The 17785-nt window shown below is 56.1% G+C and carries 16 protein-coding genes; 14 read left to right on the top strand and 2 right to left on the bottom strand.

Annotated features, from left to right (window positions below; all coding sequences use genetic code 11):
* Positions 1-10 precede the first annotated feature (10 nt).
* Positions 11-1147: a glycerate kinase gene (locus GN208_RS03475; RefSeq protein ID WP_004236256.1), complete on the top strand. Its 1137-nt coding sequence runs from the start codon at positions 11-13 to the stop codon at positions 1145-1147.
* Between the two features lie 205 nt (positions 1148-1352).
* On the opposite strand, the gene GN208_RS03470 is transcribed toward GN208_RS03475, so the two are convergent.
* A complete protein-coding gene (locus GN208_RS03470) occupies positions 1353-1514 on the bottom strand; it encodes a hypothetical protein (protein WP_155275483.1) in 162 nt (53 codons plus the stop codon).
* Positions 1515-2143: 629 nt separating this feature from the next.
* On the opposite strand from GN208_RS03470, the gene GN208_RS03465 reads away from it, so the two are divergent.
* From GN208_RS03465 to livF, 5 genes are read left to right on the top strand one after another with little or no spacing between them, the layout of a single operon-like run.
* Entirely contained in the window at positions 2144-3256 is a 1113-nt protein-coding gene (locus tag GN208_RS03465) for a branched-chain amino acid ABC transporter substrate-binding protein (protein WP_004236258.1), read from the top strand.
* A gap of 47 nt (positions 3257-3303) precedes the next feature.
* The gene (livH, locus tag GN208_RS03460) at positions 3304-4230 is read left to right on the top strand and encodes a high-affinity branched-chain amino acid ABC transporter permease LivH (RefSeq protein WP_004236259.1); all 927 of its coding nucleotides are present in this window, start codon (positions 3304-3306) and stop codon (positions 4228-4230) included.
* Complete coding sequence (locus GN208_RS03455) at positions 4227-5510, top strand: high-affinity branched-chain amino acid ABC transporter permease LivM (RefSeq protein WP_004236260.1); 1284 nt, start codon at positions 4227-4229, stop codon at positions 5508-5510. Before livH ends, GN208_RS03455 begins: the two co-directional genes overlap by 4 nt.
* Positions 5507-6277, top strand: coding sequence for a high-affinity branched-chain amino acid ABC transporter ATP-binding protein LivG (livG, locus tag GN208_RS03450; RefSeq protein ID WP_004236261.1), 771 nt, complete (start codon positions 5507-5509; stop codon positions 6275-6277). Before GN208_RS03455 ends, livG begins: the two co-directional genes overlap by 4 nt.
* Positions 6277-6978: a high-affinity branched-chain amino acid ABC transporter ATP-binding protein LivF gene (livF, locus tag GN208_RS03445; RefSeq protein ID WP_004236262.1), complete on the top strand. Its 702-nt coding sequence runs from the start codon at positions 6277-6279 to the stop codon at positions 6976-6978. Before livG ends, livF begins: the two co-directional genes overlap by 1 nt.
* On the opposite strand, the gene GN208_RS03440 is transcribed toward livF, so the two are convergent.
* Positions 6963-7466, bottom strand: coding sequence for a tetratricopeptide repeat protein (locus GN208_RS03440; protein WP_247718816.1), 504 nt, complete (start codon positions 7464-7466; stop codon positions 6963-6965). The genes livF and GN208_RS03440 overlap by 16 nt on opposite strands.
* A 391-nt stretch (positions 7467-7857) precedes the next feature.
* Here GN208_RS03440 and GN208_RS03435 point away from each other — a divergent pair, with 391 nt between their 5' ends.
* The 8 genes from GN208_RS03435 to GN208_RS03400 all read left to right on the top strand — a co-directional run bounded on the left by GN208_RS03435 (position 7858) and on the right by GN208_RS03400 (position 17784).
* On the top strand, positions 7858-8328 hold the full coding sequence (locus GN208_RS03435; RefSeq protein ID WP_004236264.1) for a GNAT family N-acetyltransferase: 471 nt from the start codon (positions 7858-7860) through the stop codon (positions 8326-8328).
* A gap of 130 nt (positions 8329-8458) precedes the next feature.
* Positions 8459-8548: a K(+)-transporting ATPase subunit F gene (gene kdpF, locus GN208_RS03430; RefSeq protein WP_015422983.1), complete on the top strand. Its 90-nt coding sequence runs from the start codon at positions 8459-8461 to the stop codon at positions 8546-8548.
* Positions 8548-10230, top strand: a complete 1683-nt coding sequence (gene kdpA, locus GN208_RS03425; RefSeq protein WP_004236265.1) for a potassium-transporting ATPase subunit KdpA — start codon at positions 8548-8550, stop codon at positions 10228-10230. Before kdpF ends, kdpA begins: the two co-directional genes overlap by 1 nt.
* A 16-nt stretch (positions 10231-10246) precedes the next feature.
* Positions 10247-12295, top strand: a complete 2049-nt coding sequence (gene kdpB / locus GN208_RS03420) for a potassium-transporting ATPase subunit KdpB (protein WP_004236266.1) — start codon at positions 10247-10249, stop codon at positions 12293-12295.
* Between the two features lie 9 nt (positions 12296-12304).
* Entirely contained in the window at positions 12305-12895 is a 591-nt protein-coding gene (kdpC, locus tag GN208_RS03415) for a potassium-transporting ATPase subunit KdpC (protein ID WP_004236267.1), read from the top strand.
* A 15-nt stretch (positions 12896-12910) separates the two neighbouring features.
* Positions 12911-15598 carry a two-component system sensor histidine kinase KdpD gene (kdpD, locus tag GN208_RS03410; protein ID WP_004236268.1) on the top strand — a complete coding sequence of 896 codons (2688 nt, stop codon included), beginning with the start codon at positions 12911-12913 and terminating at the stop codon, positions 15596-15598.
* Complete coding sequence (gene kdpE / locus GN208_RS03405) at positions 15595-16278, top strand: two-component system response regulator KdpE (protein WP_004240553.1); 684 nt, start codon at positions 15595-15597, stop codon at positions 16276-16278. Before kdpD ends, kdpE begins: the two co-directional genes overlap by 4 nt.
* 165 nt (positions 16279-16443) lie before the next feature.
* Positions 16444-17784 carry an anaerobic C4-dicarboxylate transporter gene (locus tag GN208_RS03400; protein WP_004236271.1) on the top strand — a complete coding sequence of 447 codons (1341 nt, stop codon included), beginning with the start codon at positions 16444-16446 and terminating at the stop codon, positions 17782-17784.
* The last annotated feature ends 1 nt before the right edge of the window (position 17785 follow it).

The raw sequence follows: 17785 nt of genomic DNA, 5'->3' as shown, positions 1-17785 counted from the left end.
GGAATTAAGTATGAAAATAGTGATTGCTCCGGATTCATTTAAAGAGAGTCTGACCGCCCTTCAGGTCGCCGATGCGGTGGAAGCGGGTTTCAGAACCGTTTTCCCGGATGCGCAGTACATCAAGTTGCCGATGGCGGACGGTGGCGAGGGCACAGTGGTCTCCATTATTGAAGCCACACAGGGAACACTGAAAGAAACCGAAGTTACGGCCCCGCTGGGGAATAAAGTGACCGGGTTTTACGGGCTGTCCGGTGACGGTAAAACGGCCATTATTGAGATGGCCGCAGCTTCCGGGTTACATCTGGTACCTCCTGCACAGCGGGATCCGCGTGTGACCACCACCTTCGGCACCGGGGAACTTATCCTGGCAGCACTGGATGACGGTGCGGAGAAAATAATCCTCGGCATCGGCGGCAGTGCCACCAATGACGGTGGTGCCGGGATGATGCAGGCGCTGGGGGTGGTATTCCGCGATGAACAGGGGAATTCACTGCCGTTCGGCGGCAGTGCGCTGGCAAAACTGGCTTCCGCGGATCTATCCGGGCTGGATCCGCGTCTGGCGAAAACAGAGTTTGTGGTGGCCTGTGATGTGAATAATCCGCTGTGCGGGCCGAAAGGAGCATCCGCCACCTTCGGGCCGCAGAAAGGCGCGACACCGGCGATTGTCAGCGAGCTGGATGCGGCGCTGCGTCATTACGGGGAAGTGATTGAATCCCTGACCGGTAAATCACTGAGTGATGTCGCGGGGGCCGGAGCAGCCGGCGGCATGGGCGTTCCTTTGATGGCATGGCTTGATGCGCGGATGCAGCCGGGAATTGAGATGGTGATCGAAACACTGGATCTGAATTCAGTGGTGAAAGATGCCGACCTGGTGATCACCGGGGAAGGACGGATGGACAGCCAGACGATTCAGGGAAAAACCCCGGCGGGTGTGGCGAAAGCCGCAAAAGCGCGGGGAATTCCGGTTATTGCGCTGGCAGGCGGGATGAGCGAGGACTATGCGGTCGTGCATGAGCACGGTATTGATGCCGTGTTCTCCGTGATCCCGCGGATTTGCTCTCTGGATGAGGCACTGGCACAGGCGGCGGTTAATATTGAAGTGGCCGCCCGCAATATCGCTGCTGTACTGGCGATGAAAATAGGATAAATCAGTAATATTCGTAGCGGGATTCCGGCGTGATCCCGCTGCTTTGAATGGCGGCGGAGCCTTCCAGCTGAATGGCCTTGATCATGGTTTGTAATTCACAGTTTCCGTACAGATCCCATTTATAGCAGGTGTAGGCGAAACCAGCCGGTTATTCTGATAGCGGTAGCGGGTTTCTGATTGCCGGGATTGGTTATCCGGTATTGTTTTATAGGATTCTGTCAGGCTGACGATCCGGTTTTTCCGGCACGATCTGCGTGGTTTGCGTAATCGTAATCGGCACCTGACCTTCTTCTATCGCCATTTCCCGGTATTCATAATCATATTGTGTCAGATTGCTGCACGGACCGAAGTGCAGTTTTTCTTTCACCCACAGGATAAGCCCCATCGGGTGGTAAGACGTGATAGTGATTTATTTTACCGGCCCGTAATATTTCGCGCCGGTAATAATAAATGTATTTTGCCGGTTAATATCCTGTGCCGCATCATCACAGCGGCCGGGGGGCGGCCGCAGCGGTCAGCGGCAGCGTAAAAGTGAGCAGGAGCATGCCCGTTAGTTTATTCATGTCGCGGACCATTCCATCAGTCATAGTGAACAGAAAACCCGGATCAGGATAAATCAATCAGTAAACTGAATCAGATAACGGGTTAATACTTCGCCGGATGAATCTAATAATAAAGAGAGATAATTGCTATCGGAATAGTGGGGAAAACTATTTTTCCGGCGGTGAATTTCCGCATTAAGTTATCCTTAACGAATCATTAACCAGTTTATAACACTGTTTTTTGCCGAAAAAACACCCGATTGCAACCGGATATTATCCTGTTAATGATGCAATAATCTCCTTTTCTGATTTGCTTTTCAGAATAAAAATCCTGTTTAATGAACTGAAAATAAAGAATTAATTAATGTAATACGACTCATTATAACGGAATTCCGAAAATACCGCACATGCTGACCGTCCGGTCACTGCAAAGCTAACCGATGGGGATGTTCTGATGAAAAAAACAATGAAAATGGCAATCATTGCCGGAGCTGTATCCTGTGCATTAAGTGCAGCGGCGTACGCTGAAGATATTAAAGTTGCGGTGGTGGGCGCTATGTCCGGACCGGTCGCACAATACGGTGATATGGAATTTACCGGAGCCCGCCAGGCGGTTGAGGACATCAACGCCAAAGGCGGGATTAACGGCAATAAACTGGTGATCACCGAATACGATGACGCCTGTGACCCGAAACAGGCGGTGGCGGTGGCCAACAAAGTTATCAATGACGGCATGCGCTATGTGATCGGGCACCTCTGCTCCTCCTCCACACAACCTGCGTCAGATATTTATGAGGATGAAGGGATCCTGATGATCACCCCGGCGGCAACCAATGCGGATTTAACCACGCGCGGTTACAACCTGATCATGCGTACCACCGGCCTGGATTCTGACCAGGGCCCGACCGCAGCAAAATATATCCTCGAAAAAGTGAAACCGCAGCGCATTGCCGTGGTGCATGACAAACAGCAGTACGGTGAAGGCCTGGCGCGTTCCGTGAAAGACAATCTGAACAAAGCCGGGGTGAAAGAAGTGCTGTTTGAAGGGGTGACGGCGGGTGATAAAGATTTCTCCGCGCTGGTGGCGCGCCTGAAGAAAGATAATGTCGATTTTGTCTATTTCGGCGGCTACTACCCGGAAATGGGACAGATTTTACGCCAGGCAAAACAGGCGGGGCTGAATATCCGCTTTATGGGACCGGAAGGCGTGGGTAACTCCTCACTCTCCAACATTGCCGGTGACGCATCCGAAGGCATGCTGGTGACGCTGCCGAAACGCTATGACCAGGTTCCTGCCAACAAACCGGTGGTGGATGCCCTGGCGGCGAAGAAACTGGATTCCACCGGGCCGTTCGTCTGGACAACCTATGCGGCATTACAGTCCCTGACTACCGCGATGCAGCGCAGCGGCAGCATGGAACCAGCGGATCTGGCCGCTGATCTGAAAGGCAAACCGGTTGACACCGTAATGGGCGAACTGAGCTGGACACCAAACGGGGATCTGAAAGGTTTCGAGTTCGGCGTATTTGAATGGCACAAAGACGGAACCTCATCACCGCTGAACTGATCCGCAGCGGTGACTGATGCGGGCAGTGTGTTTCAGGGGAGTGCGCTATGTCAGAACAATTATTATATTTTACGCAGCAATTGCTGAACGGATTAACGCTGGGAAGCACCTATGCCCTGATCGCCATCGGTTACACCATGGTGTACGGCATTATCGGTATGATTAACTTTGCCCACGGCGAAGTGTATATGATCGGCAGTTACGTCTCGTTTATTGTGATTGCCGGGCTGATGATGCTGGGGATTGATGTCGGCTGGTTGTTAATTACCGCTGCATTTATTACAGCGATAATTATTGCCAGTGCCTATGGCTGGAGTATCGAACGGGTCGCTTACCGGCCCGTCCGTCACTCAAAACGGCTGATTGCCCTGATTTCGGCGATCGGGATGTCCATTTTTCTGCAAAACTTTGTCAGTCTTTCCCAGGGCTCCCGCGATCTCGCGCTGCCCGGGCTGATTAACGGCCGCTGGACCTTCGGGGAGAGCGGTGGTTTCTCCGCCACGGTTTCTGCCATGCAGATCACTATCTGGGTGGTGACGGTGCTGGCAATGCTGGCGCTGACCCTCTTTATCCGTTACTCACGGATGGGACGCGCCTGCCGTGCCTGTGCGGAAGATCTGAAAATGGCCGGTTTACTCGGGATCAACACCGATCGCGTGATTGCACTGACCTTTGTGATCGGTGCGGCGATGGCGGCGGTGGCCGGGGTGCTGCTGGGGCAGTTTTACGGCGTGATCAACCCGTACATCGGCTTTATGGCCGGGATGAAAGCCTTTACCGCAGCGGTTCTCGGCGGGATCGGCAGTATTCCGGGGGCGATGATCGGCGGGGTGATCCTCGGCGTATCAGAAGCCATGACCTCCGCCTATTTCAGTACGGAATATAAAGATGTGGTTTCATTCGGCTTGCTTATCCTTGTGTTACTGGTGATGCCGACCGGGATCCTCGGGCGTCCGGAGGTTGAAAAGGTATGACTAAATCTCACTGGATCAACGCCATTGTCGCCACCGCAACGCTGTTTGTGCTGGCCTCCGTGATGATGGGGCTGCAATTGTCCCTCGATGGCACCCGTCTGATTGTCCGCAACGCCGATGCTGTCCGCTGGGAGTGGATCGGTACCGGCTGTGTGATTGTCTTTATTTTTCAGCTGGTGCGCCCGTCACTGAAAAAACTGACGGCGCGTCTGCCGAAAAGCAGCTGCTCATTGCCGGGTTTTGACGGTTCCACCAATACGCAGAAAATTATTGCCGGGCTGATTATTCTCGCTGCCATTATCTGGCCGTTTATGGTGTCACGCGGCAGTGTGGATATCGCCACCTTAACCCTTATCTATGTGATGCTCGGCCTCGGGCTGAATGTGGTGGTCGGGCTGTCCGGCCTTCTGGTGCTGGGCTACGCCGGATTCTACGCCATCGGTGCCTACACTTACGGGCTGATGAACCACTATTTCGGCTGGGGGTTCTGGCAGAGTCTGCCGCTGGCCGGTATTGCCGCGGCGCTGTCCGGGCTGCTGCTCGGCTTCCCGGTGCTGCGGTTGCGCGGGGATTATCTGGCGATTGTGACGCTCGGTTTCGGGGAAATTGTCCGTATTCTGCTGCTGAATAATACGGAGTTTACCGGCGGGCCGAACGGCATCAGTCAGATCCCGAAACCGACCCTGTTCGGGCTGGAGTTCAGCCGGACCGCCAAAGAGGGCGGCTGGGATACGTTCCATAATTTCTTCGGCCTGGCGTATGATCCGGGCGATCGTATTATTTTCCTGTATTTGGTCGCATTGCTGCTGGTACTGGCAACACTGTTTATTATCAGCCGGTTACTGAGGATGCCGCTGGGCAGGGCCTGGGAAGCGCTGCGTGAGGATGAAATCGCCTGCCGTTCGCTGGGACTCAGCCCGACACGTATCAAACTGACGGCATTTACCATCAGTGCCGCCTTTGCCGGGGTGGCGGGCACTTTATTTGCCGCCCGTCAGGGCTTTATCAGCCCGGAATCCTTTACCTTTACGGAATCAGCCTTTGTGCTGGCTGTTGTGGTGCTGGGAGGGATGGGCTCACAAACCTCGGTGATTCTGGCCGCCGTTATCCTGGTGGTTTCCCGGGAAATGATGCGCGATCTGAATGCTTACAGCATGCTGTTGCTCGGGGCGCTGATGGTGCTGATGATGGTCTGGCGGCCGCAGGGATTACTGCCGGTGTCGCGCCCGCACCTGAAAGTCAGCACAACGGATGCGGAAAAAACCGGAGGTGCGCAATGACCGATACCTTATTGCAGGTCTCCGGCCTGACCATGCGTTTCGGCGGGTTGCTGGCGGTGAACAATGTGTCGCTGGAACTGAACCGGGGCGAGATAGTCTCTCTGATCGGACCCAACGGCGCGGGAAAAACCACGATCTTCAACTGTCTGACCGGCTTCTACAAACCGGCGGACGGGCAGATCCTGCTGCGCGGAAAACCGGTGCAGGGATTATCCGGACAGGCGATTGCCCGTCTCGGCATGATCCGCACTTTCCAGCATGTACGTTTATTCCGGGAAATGACGGTGATTGAAAACCTGCTGGTGGCACAGCATCAGCATCATAAAAGCGGATTACTCGCCGGGCTGCTGACGCTGCCCTCGTTCCGCCGTGATCAGCGTGAAGCCACGGAACGCGCGGTGATGTGGCTGGACAGAATCGGGCTGACGGCACTGGCGAACCGGCAGGCAGGTAATCTGGCGTACGGTCAGCAGCGGCGGCTGGAAATCGCCCGCTGTATGGTGACCCGGCCGGATATTCTGATGCTGGATGAACCGGCGGCCGGGCTGAACCCGAAAGAAACGGACGATCTGGATGCACTGATCGCGGAACTGCGGGCGGAGCACGGCGTGTCTGTCCTGCTGATCGAACATGATATGAAACTGGTGATGGGAATTTCAGACCGGATCTATGTGGTGAACCAGGGAACGCCGCTGGCAAGCGGCACCCCGGCGGCGATCCGCAATCATCCGGATGTGATCCGCGCGTATTTGGGGGAGGCATACTGATGCTGGAATTTATAAATGTCTCCGCGCAGTACGGCAAAATTCAGGCACTGCATGAAGTCAGCCTGTCGGTGCGCAAAGGGGAAATAGTCACTCTGATCGGCGCGAACGGTGCGGGGAAAACCACACTGCTGAGCACGCTGTGCGGGGAACCGCGGGCGACCACCGGCGAGATCCGCTATCTCGGGGAAAACATCACTGCACTGCCGACGGCGCAGATCATGCGCAAAGACATTGCACTGGTGCCGGAAGGGCGGCGCGTGTTCGGGCGGATGACGGTGGAAGAGAATCTGGCCATGGGCGGATTTTTTGCATCCAAAACGCAGTATCAGGCACGGATTGCTCAGGTATATGAGCTTTTCCCTAGGCTTCAGGAGCGGCGTCATCAGCGGGCGGGAACAATGTCCGGCGGTGAACAGCAGATGCTGGCTATCGGCCGTGCGCTGATGAGCAGCCCTCAGCTGTTACTGCTGGATGAACCGTCCCTCGGGCTGGCGCCGATTATCATCATGCAGATTTTCGATACCATCCGTGAACTGCGTGATGTGGGTATGACTATCTTCCTGGTCGAACAGAATGCCAACCAGGCGCTGAAACTGGCAGACAGAGGTTATGTGCTTGAAAACGGGCGGGTCGTACTGGAGGATACCGGTCAGGCACTGCTGGTGAATGAAGCGGTCAGGAGTGCCTATCTGGGCGGCTGATCGGATGACGGTTTTCCGGAAAAAATCTGACGGAATTTGTCCTCATTTTCTGTCAGATTTCTGACCCACGGGCAGGCTTCCGGCTCACCGTTTTCACAGGAGGCTTTCATCAGTGCCACACCTTTTTCGTAATCCTGCGCCACGCCGTGTCCCCGGAGATACATCATCGCGAGGTAAAACTGAGCGGAGCCGTGTGACTGTGCTGCCGCTCTCTCATAAAAACTCCGGGCAATGGCGCAATCACCGCGTTCACAACCTTTTCCGCGATAATACATCACCCCCGGCTGATAAAGCGCATCCGGCTGATTCTGTGATGCGGCTTTCTCGAACCAGACTCTGGCTTCCTGTAATGCTGTCACGGAGTGATTGCTGAGCAGGATCAGTTTTCCCGGCTCATTCTGGGCATAAGGATTGTTCTGTTCCGCCGCTTTCCGGTACCAGTATTTGGCCTGCACAATATCCTGTTTTGTGCGGAAGGTATCGGCCAGCGTTATCTGCGCGGTAATATTGCCGCTCAGTGCTCTGGCTTCGGTCTGCTGTATTGCTGCCTGTTTTGCCTGAAGCGGGGCGGCGGCAAACAGTACAGCAAACAGGAGTCCTGCGGTTATAGCGGTTTTTATTACACATCCTGTTATTGATTTTCCTGCGGATATTACGCCCTGAACGTGATCAGTGTAAGGGGCGGATAAGTCCGGGTAAATCAGTCCGGGACTACGTATTTATGGGCGGATGCTCTCTGATGGTGCACTGCAATGGTGCAGGGCGGTATTTTCCGCAACGGAAACCGGCGGATCCGGCGGGCAGCAAAAGCGGAATGATTATTGCAGCAATGATAACTGACAGCCGGGGCTTTCCCGTTTGCAGCGATAAGAGGCACTGATGACTGAATATGATTTTGTAATAAAAACGGATGATTTATCCTCACCACAAACCGGCGCACTGATTACTCTGCATTTACAGGGAATGGCACAGAATACACCGCAGGAACATGTTTATGCCCTGGATAAAAGCGGCCTGCGGGCGGATAACATCCGTGTCTGGAGTGTATGGGCCGGTGACCGTATCGCAGCGGTCGGGGCGCTGAAACAAATTTCCGCCGCACAGGGAGAAATAAAATCAATGCGGGCTCACCCGGATTTTCGCGGCAAAGGAGCGGGTAAACTGCTGTTGCTACATATTATTGCACAGGCAAAACAGAGCGGCATGACGTGCCTGAGCCTGGAGACCGGCTGCCATCCGGATTTTGAACCGGCACTGGCACTGTACCGGCGCTGCGGTTTTCAGGCCGGATCGGCGTTTGGTGATTATCAGACCGGTGAACATAATCAGTTTTTCCATCTGGATCTTTGATAACAGGGCGGGTTTACGGAAACCCGCATTTTTATACTTTTTTTATACCTTTCCCGCCGAATTTTGCGACATCTTTGCACCCGCTTTTCTAGACTCAATGATGAATACCTCACACATGTAAGGACAAGTTATGAGTCTGGCTCTTATTGCAGGCATCGCCGGTACATTACTGCTGCTGGCATACCTCCTTTATGCCCTGATTAATGCGGAGAAATTCTGATGGCCGCGAATGCCTTTTTACTTATCGCCGGGTTTCTGATTGTTTTGCTGATTGCGGCAAAACTGCTCAGTAACCTGCTGGTCTGCTTTATTGACGGTACACCGCTGCCGGTTCTGCGCCGTGTGGAAGGTGTGCTGTGGCGCTTTGCGGGGATTGGCCGCGACGAGATGCGCTGGCAGGGATATCTGACAGCACTGCTGCTGTTTAATGCGCTGGGACTGATTTTCCTGACGGCGATCCTGATGCTGCAGGCGGATTTACCGCTCAATCCGCGTCACTTCCCGGGGATGTCATGGGATCTGGCGCTGAATACAGCGGTCAGTTTTGTCACTAATACCAACTGGCAGTCTTACAGCGGAGAATCCGCAGTCAGCTATTTCAGTCAGATGGCCGGACTGACAGTACAGAACTTCCTGTCTGCCGCCACCGGTATTGCTGTGGCGTTTGCCCTGATCCGCGCTCTGTGCCGCCGTTCTGTGCAGACACTCGGCAATGCGTGGGCGGATCTGACCCGCATCACGCTGTGGCTGCTGCTGCCGCTCTCCGTGATTATTGCGCTGTTCTTTATTTCGCAGGGCGTGATTCAGAACTTCCATGACTACCAGACCATTATCACCCCGGAAGGCGTGCAGCAGGTGCTGCCGATGGGGCCTGTGGCCTCCCAGGAAGCGATTAAACTGCTCGGTACCAACGGCGGCGGCTTCTTCGGTGCCAACTCAGCGCATCCGTTTGAAAACCCGACCGCACTGACCAACTTTGTGCAGATGCTGGCGATTTTCCTGATCCCGGCGGCACTCTGTTTTGCATTCGGGCGCTGTGCCGGTAACCCGGGCCAGGGCAGTGCACTGCTGGCCGCGATGACCATTGTCTTTGTTGCCGCCGCTGTGGCGGTGATGTGGAGCGAAACTCACGGTAATCCGGCTTTTGCGGGGATGGGGATCGACAGCACCTTCAATATGGAAGGGAAAGAGAGCCGCTTCGGTATCCTTGCCACCGGGCTGTTTGTGGCCGTGACCACCGCCGCCTCCTGTGGTGCGGTAAACAGTATGCATGACTCCCTGACTCCGCTGGGCGGTCTTGTGCCGCTGTGGCTGATGCAGATCGGTGAAGTGATCTTCGGCGGTGTGGGTGCCGGTTTCTACGGAATGATGCTGTTTGTTTTCCTCGCCGTTTTTATCGCCGGACTGATGATTGGCCGCACGCCGGAATACCTCAGCAAAAAAATCGAGGTGCGGGAGATGAAACTGACCGCGCTGGCGATTCTGGTCACCCCGGCGCTGGTTCTCGGCGGCACGGCGCTGGCTATGATGACGGAGGCCGGACGCGGCGCGATGCTCAATCCGGGCGCTCACGGCTTCAGTGAAGTGCTGTATGCCCTCTCATCCGCTTCAAACAATAACGGCAGTGCCTTTGCCGGGCTGAGTACCAACACCCCGTTCTGGAACCTGCTGCTGGCATTCTGCATGCTCGCGGGCCGCTTCGTGGTGATTGCGCTGGTGATGATGCTGGCAGGCTCGCTGGTCAGCAAAACCATCCGGACCGCCGGGGCAGGCACACTGCCGACAACCGGGCCGCTGTTTACCGGGCTGCTGATCGCCGCAATATTGCTGATCGGCGCACTGACCTTTGTTCCTGCACTGGCACTGGGGCCGGTGGCGGAATTTCTTGATTTACTTAAGTGATTGACGGGAGAACACCATGAGTCGTCAGACACAGCGATTATTTGAACCCGCACTGGTGCGCCGCGCACTGCCGGATGCATTCCGCAAGCTCTCGCCGGTAGTGCAGTGGCAGAACCCGGTGATGTTTATTGTCTGGTGCGGCAGCCTGCTGACCACACTGCTGGCCGCCGGGATGTTCAGCGGATTTATCAGCGGTAACGGCGGATTTACCCTCACCGTCGCCCTGTGGCTGTGGTTTACCGTGCTGTTTGCCAACTTCGCCGAAGCGCTGGCGGAAGGGCGCAGCAAAGCGCAGGCCGACAGCCTGAAAGGAATGAAAAAAACCAGCCGCGCACGGCGTCTGCATGCGGCACAGCGCGACAGCGGTTTTGATATGGTCTCCGCTGATACCCTGCGCAAAGGGGATTTGGTACTGGTGGAAGCAGGGGATCTGATCCCGTGTGACGGTACCGTGCTGGAAGGCGGTGCATCTGTGGATGAGAGCGCCATTACCGGTGAATCCGCGCCGGTGATCCGCGAATCCGGCGGCGATTTTGCTTCTGTTACCGGCGGTACCCGGATTCTGTCCGACTGGCTGATTATTGAGTGCAGTGCCAACCCGGGTGACAGCTTCCTTGACCGCATGATCAGCATGGTCGAAGGTGCGAAACGCAGCAAAACGCCGAATGAGATTGCCCTGACCATCCTGCTGGCCGCACTGAGTATTGTGTTCCTGCTGGCGGTGGCGACACTCTGGCCGTTTACCGCCTATACCGGCCATCCGGTCACTCTGACAGTGATGATTGCCCTGCTGGTCTGTCTGATCCCGACTACCATCAGCGGCCTGCTTTCAGCTATTGGTGTGGCAGGGATGAGCCGTATGCTGGCCGCCAATGTCATCGCCACCAGCGGCCGTGCAGTGGAAGCTGCCGGGGATGTGGACGTGCTGTTGCTGGACAAAACCGGCACCATCACACTGGGTAACCGCCAGGCCTCTGCTTTCCTGGCTGCACCCGGTGTGGATGAAAGAACGCTGGCAGATGCAGCTCAGTTGTCATCACTGGCGGATGAAACCCCGGAAGGACGCAGTATCGTGGTGCTGGCAAAACAGCGTTTCAGCCTGCGGGCGCGTGATCTGGAAAGCCTGAATGCGACTTTTATCCCGTTTACCGCCCAGACCCGCATGAGCGGCATCAATGTGGACGGGCGCACTATCCGTAAAGGTTCCGTCGATGCTATCCGCCGCTATATTGAGGCTAACCACGGTCATTTTCCGGCACAGGTCGACAAACTGGTGGAAGAGGTTGCACGCAGCGGCGGAACCCCGCTGGTAGTGGCCGAAGAACATCGTGTACTCGGGGTGATCGCCCTGAAAGATATCGTAAAAGGCGGGATCCGCGAACGCTTTGCACAACTGCGCCAGATGGGGATCAAAACCGTGATGATCACGGGGGATAACCGGCTGACCGCCGCTGCCATTGCTGCCGAAGCCGGGGTGGATGATTTCCTGGCAGAAGCTACACCGGAAGCCAAACTGGCGCTGATCCGTCAGTATCAGAAAGAAGGGCGGCTGGTGGCAATGACCGGCGACGGCACCAATGATGCCCCGGCTCTGGCACAGGCGGATGTCGCGGTGGCGATGAACTCGGGCACCCAGGCGGCGAAAGAGGCGGGGAATATGGTCGATCTGGACTCCAACCCGACCAAGCTGATTGAGGTGGTGCATATCGGTAAACAGATGCTGATGACACGCGGCTCGCTGACCACGTTCAGTATCTCCAATGATATCGCCAAGTATTTTGCCATTATCCCGGCGGCGTTTGCGGTGACCTATCCGCAGCTGGATGCACTCAATATCATGCGTCTGCACTCGCCGGATTCCGCCATGTTAAGTGCGGTTATCTTCAACGCCCTGATTATTGTCTTTCTGATCCCGCTGGCGCTGAAAGGGGTGCCGTACCATGCCCTGAGCGCCGCACAGATGTTACGCCGTAATCTGTGGATCTACGGACTGGGTGGCCTGGTTGTACCGTTTATCGGTATAAAATTGATAGATATGTTACTGACCCTGACAGGGTTAGTATAAGGATAAACAATGAGTCAGATACGTCCCGCAATCATAATATTTCTGGTTCTGGCACTGGTAACAGGGGTATTTTATCCTCTGCTGACCACCTCGCTCGGGGAGTGGTGGTTTGCCCGCCAGGCCAACGGCTCACTGATTGAAGTGAATAACGAAGTCAAAGGCTCGGCGCTGATCGGCCAGCAGTTCACACAGCCCGGTTATTTTCACGGACGCCCGTCAGAAACAGCAGAGCATCCGTATAACGCCCTGAGTTCCGGCGGCAGCAACCTGAGCACCGGCAACCCGGAACTGTTACAGCGGGTGGCGCAGCGGGCAGAAACATTAAGGGCGGAAAACCCGGATGCTTCCCGCCCGGTGCCGGTTGACCTGGTGACCGCCTCTGCCAGCGGGCTGGATCCGGATATCTCTCCGGATGCCGCTTACTGGCAGGCCGCGCGGGTGGCCAAAGCGCGTAATATGACACAGGCGGAGGTGGAGAAACTGATCCGCGAACATATCACCACTCCGGTGCCTGCGTTTACCGGTGTGCCGGTCGTGAATGTGCTGGCACTGAATCTGGCGCTGGATGCACATGCGGCGGACAAAACCAGCCTGAACTAACGGAAGGACAGCATTATGTATGATGAGCCACTGCGTCCCGATCCTGACCAGTTACTGGCACAGGTCACAGAGCGCCCGCGCGGGAAACTGAAGATTTTCTTCGGTGCCTGTGCGGGTGTCGGGAAAACCTACGCCATGCTGAAAGAGGCGCAGCGGCTGCGTGAGCAGGGCATTGATGTGCTGGCCGGGGTGGTGGAAACCCACGGCCGCAGTGAAACCGCTGCCTTGCTGGAAGGGCTGCGCATCCTGCCGCTGAAAAAGCATAACTACCGGGGGCGGCAGGTGGCGGGGTTTGATCTCGACCGCGCGCTGGCGATCCATCCGGCGGTGATCCTGATGGACGAACTGGCGCACACCAACATCCCCGGCGCCCGCCACCCGAAACGCTGGCAGGATGTGGAAGAGCTGCTCAATGCCGGGATCGATGTCCTCACCACCATCAATGTGCAGCACCTGGAAAGCCTGAACGACATTGTCGGCGGCGTGACCGGTGTTCGTGTGCGCGAAACCGTACCGGACCCGGTGTTTGATGCCGCCGATGAAATCGTACTGGTGGATTTAACGCCGGACGACCTGCTCGACAGACTGCGTGAGGGAAAAGTGTATCTCCCTGCTCAGGCGGAGCGGGCGATCGAGCACTTTTTCCGCAAAGGCAATCTGCTGGCACTGCGTGAACTGGCGCTGCGGCGGACCACTGACCGTGTCGATGAACAAATGCGTGCCTGGCGGGAGCGGAAAGGTCAGGAGAAAGTCTGGCACACCCGGGATGCGATTCTGGTCTGTCTGCGTCCGGACGGCGGCAATGAAAAACTGGTGCGTGCCGCAGCCCGGCTGGCGGCACGGCTCGGCAGTGACTGGCATGCCATTTTTGTCGAAACCCCCGCACGGCATAAGCTGCCGTCACCGCAGCGGCGTACTATCCTCACCACCCTGTCGCTGGCGCAGCAACTGGGGGCCACCACGGCAACGCTGGCGGAGCCGGAAGAGAGCCGCGCGGTGATCCGCTATGCGCGTGAAAATAACCTCGGCAAAATTATGATTGTCCGCCATGAGCGGACATCCTGGTGGCGGCGCGACAAATTACAGGAACAGCTCAGCCGCAGTGCCGCTGATCTGGATGTGGTGATGATCGCCCCGCAGGACCGGCAGCCGGAAAACCGTGAGAAATTCAGCGACAACCGGCCGTTCCTGGATAAACACAAAACCGATTTACAGGGTTGTGTTGTCGCGGCACTGATTTGCGCCGTCACTACCCTTATGGCGCATCACTGGCTGATGGCCTTTGATAACGCCAACCTGGTAATGCTCTATATCCTGGGCGTGGTGGTGGTGGCGCGGTTTTACGGGCGCTGGCCTTCTGTGTTTGCCACCATTATTAACGTTATCAGCTTTGATATCTTTCTTATCAACCCGAAAGGCACGCTGGCCGTTTCGGATATGCAGTATCTGCTCACCTTCGCGGTGATGATGACCGTCGGGCTGGTGATCGGCAGCCTGACTGCCGGTGTCCGCTATCAGGCCAGGGTGGCACGTTACCGCGAGCAGCGCACCTGGCATCTGTATGAAATGTCGAAAGCGCTGGCGGTGGCGCGGGAATCTGATGATATTGCCTCTGTCAGTTGCCACTTTATCAGCCACAGCCTGCATGCCCGCTGTGAAATGCTGCTGCCGGATGAGCAGGGTAACCTGATCCCGGCAGGGGGCGGGGTGGCGGATAACGGCCGTGACGATGCCATCATCCGCTGGAGTTATGACAAAGGCCAGCCCGCCGGGTTCGGCACCGGTACTCTGCCCGGTGTGCCGTATCAGATCCTGCCGGTCTGCACGACAGAAAAAGTATACGGCGTGGTGATTGTGGAGCCGTATAACCGCCGTCAGCTGCTGATCCCCGAACAGCAGCGGCTGCTGGAAACCCTGATCCTGCTGGCAGCGGGGGCGCTGGAACGCCGCACGCTGACAGAACGCGAGGCGCAGTCGCGGCTGGTCAGTGAACGCGAGCAGGTGCGCAACTCGCTGCTGGCGGCGCTGTCCCATGATCTGCGCACGCCGCTGACTGTACTGTTTGGTCAGGCGGAGATCCTGACGCTGGATCTGACCAGCGAAGGTTCACCGTATGCCGCGCAGGCCAATGAGATCCGCCAGCATATCCTCAGCACCACGCGGCTGGTCAATAACCTGCTGGATATGGCGCGGATCCAGTCCGGCGGCTTTAATCTCAATAAAGAGTGGCTACCGCTGGAAGAGGTGATCGGCAGTGCCCTGCAAATGCTGAAACCGCGTTTTGATACGGATTCGGTGCAGATTGACCTCAATGACCCGATGCAGCTGATTTGCGCGGATGGCCCGCTGTTTGAACGGGTGTTGATCAATCTGCTGGAAAACGCGATAAAATACGCCGGGCCGCAGGCGCAGATTGGCATCCGCTCGCGGTTGTCGGACAATATGATTGATATTGAAGTGTGGGATAACGGCCCGGGCATCCCGGCCGGACAGGAAGCACAGATATTTGAGAAATTTTCGCGCGGCCAGAAAGAATCCGCCATTCCGGGGATCGGCCTCGGGCTGGCTATCTGCCGGGCGATTGCGGAAGTGCACGGCGGCACTATTTTAGCCGGAAACCGTGACGGGGGTGGCGCAAGCTTCCATATCCGTCTACCCTGTGAAGACCCGCCCGTGATTGATGAAGATGATAACCCGTTGTGACCACTGTACTGATTATTGAAGATGAAAAAGGGATCCGCCGCCTTCTGCGCACTGCGCTGGAAGGGGATTCTGTGCGTGTGTTTGAAGCGGAAGACCTGGCTCGCGGGCTGGTGGAAGCGGCGACCCGCAAACCGGATCTGGTGATCCTTGATCTGGGTCTGCCGGACGGTGACGGCATCACCTTTGTGCAGGAATTCCGTCAGTGGAGTTCCGTGCCGGTGCTGGTGCTTTCCGCCCGTGACAGTGAGCATGACAAAATTGCCGCCCTGGATGCCGGGGCGGATGACTATATGACCAAACCCTTTGGTGTCGGGGAGTTACAGGCGCGGCTGCGGGTGCTGATGCGCCGCTATCCCGGCAGTGAAAAAAATGATCCCGTTTATGAGTTCGGGGATATCTGTGTGGATATTGCCGGGCGTCAGGTCAGGAAAGGCGGGGAGGAAGTGCATCTCACACCGATTGAATTCCGCCTGCTGACCATTCTTATCGGCCACAGCGGCAAAGTACTGACTCAGCGGCAGCTGCTCAATGAAGTGTGGGGGCCGAATGCCGTCGAACACGCCCACTACCTGCGTATTTACATGGGACATCTGCGCCAGAAACTGGAAACGGATCCGGCTCGTCCTCAGCATTTCATCACCGAAACCGGTATTGGTTACCGGTTTGTATCCATCCCCTGAATACCTCCCCGGCGATTTTTTTACCCCCGTCACTGTTATAGAAAAACTGTTCTGTTTTCCGGCAGTTTTTATTGTTTACATCAAAAAATTGTTATTTTGTGCGCTTTATAGTGAAACCAGGTGATACAGACCCACGGATTTTTAAGTACCTAAAAGGAGTTAGTTATGGATTTTGCTATCCAGCTTGTCGTGGTATTGATCTGTCTGTTTTACGGGGCGCGTAAAGGCGGGATTGCCCTGGGTTTGCTGGGCGGGATAGGCCTGGTGGTGCTGGTTTTTGTCTTCCACTTAAAGCCCGGAAAGCCGCCGGTGGATGTGATGCTGGTGATTATTGCGGTCGTGGCGGCATCGGCTACGCTGCAGGCTTCCGGGGGACTGGATGTGATGCTTCAGATAGCAGAACGTCTGCTGCGGCGTAACCCGAAATATGTCTCGATTGTGGCGCCGTTTGTGACCTGTCTGCTGACTATTCTGTGCGGTACCGGGCACGTCGTCTACACCATCTTACCTATCATTTATGATGTCGCGATTAAAAATAATATCCGCCCGGAAAGGCCGATGGCGGCCAGTACAATAGGCTCCCAGATGGGGATAATCGCCAGCCCAGTGTCGGTTGCGGTGGTCTCCCTGGTCGCCATGCTGGGGGATGTGACCATCAACGGCAAACATCTGAGCTTTGTTGACCTGCTGGCGATCACCATTCCATCCACCCTGATCGGGATACTGTGCATCGGTATCTTCAGCTGGTATCGCGGTAAAGACCTGGATAAGGATCCGGAATTTCAGTCATTTATCGCAAAACCGGAGAACCGGAAATACGTCTACGGCGATACCGCCACCCTGCTCAATAAAAAATTACCGGCCAGTAACTGGCTGGCAATGTGGATCTTTCTGGCCTCTATCGCGGTCGTTGCATCACTGGGGGCATTTTCGTGGCTGCGGCCGGTTTTTGACGGCAAGCCGCTGTCGATGGTTTTGGTGATTCAGATCTTTATGCTGCTGGCAGGGGCATTAATTATTATCTTTACCGATACCAAACCGGCATCTATTTCGAAGAATGAAGTATTCCGCTCGGGGATGATCGCGATTGTGGCGGTTTACGGTATCGCGTGGATGGCGGAAACCATGTTCGGTGCTCACCTTGAGCAGATTGAGGGTGTGCTGGGATCGCTGGTCAAAGAGTATCCGTGGGCTTACGCAGTGGTGCTGCTGCTGGTGTCCAAGTTTGTCAACTCGCAGGCGGCAGCTCTGGCGGCAGTGGTTCCGCTCGCGCTGATGATCGGGGTCAATCCGGCTTATATTGTGGCATCCGCACCGGCCTGCTACGGCTACTATATTCTGCCGACCTACCCGAGTGACCTGGCGGCTATCCAGTTCGACCGCTCAGGTACCACCAAAATCGGGCGCTTTGTGATTAACCACAGCTTTATTGCGCCGGGACTGATCGGTGTCGGGGTTTCCTGTGTGTGCGGCTGGTTCTTTTCCGCCATGTACGGTTTTCTCTGAC

This window comes from Morganella sp. HSTU-ASny43 (assembly GCF_022819185.1).
Classification (GTDB): domain Bacteria; phylum Pseudomonadota; class Gammaproteobacteria; order Enterobacterales; family Enterobacteriaceae; genus Morganella; species Morganella morganii.
This window is presented reverse-complemented; position numbering and strand designations above follow the sequence as displayed.